Source organism: Hungatella sp. SL.1.14 (assembly GCF_024460495.1).
GTDB classification, from domain to species: Bacteria; Bacillota; Clostridia; order Lachnospirales; family Lachnospiraceae; genus Hungatella; species Hungatella hathewayi.
In genome coordinates this window covers 1-287 of the sequence record NZ_JANFYJ010000543.1, presented here as the reverse complement: position 1 = coordinate 287, position 287 = coordinate 1, and the positions used below count along the sequence as shown (strand labels likewise).

1 protein-coding gene is annotated in these 287 nt (G+C 44.6%); it reads left to right on the top strand.

Annotated features, from left to right (window positions below):
- Positions 1-287, top strand: a 287-nt coding sequence (locus tag NE473_RS32225; protein ID WP_256265730.1) for a GntR family transcriptional regulator, incomplete at both ends; no start/stop codon positions are given.

Genomic DNA, 287 nt, shown 5'->3' with positions numbered 1-287 from the left:
GGCAAAGCGTGAAATACATAAATACATCAAGAACATGGATCTTTCCCTTAATAATAAGCTTCCCAGAGAAGAAGTGCTGGCTGAGATGATCGGTGTCAGACGTATCACCATCCGACAGGCGTTAAATGACCTGGCCTCAGAAGGCATTATCTTCCGCCGCCAGGGAAAAGGTACCTTTGTAAACGTAGATTCTCTCAATAACAAGGTCAAATTCAACCCCTGTATGGAATTTACCCAAATGATTGAGAACAGCGGATATACACCTTCCGTCCGGCTGCTGAACATTC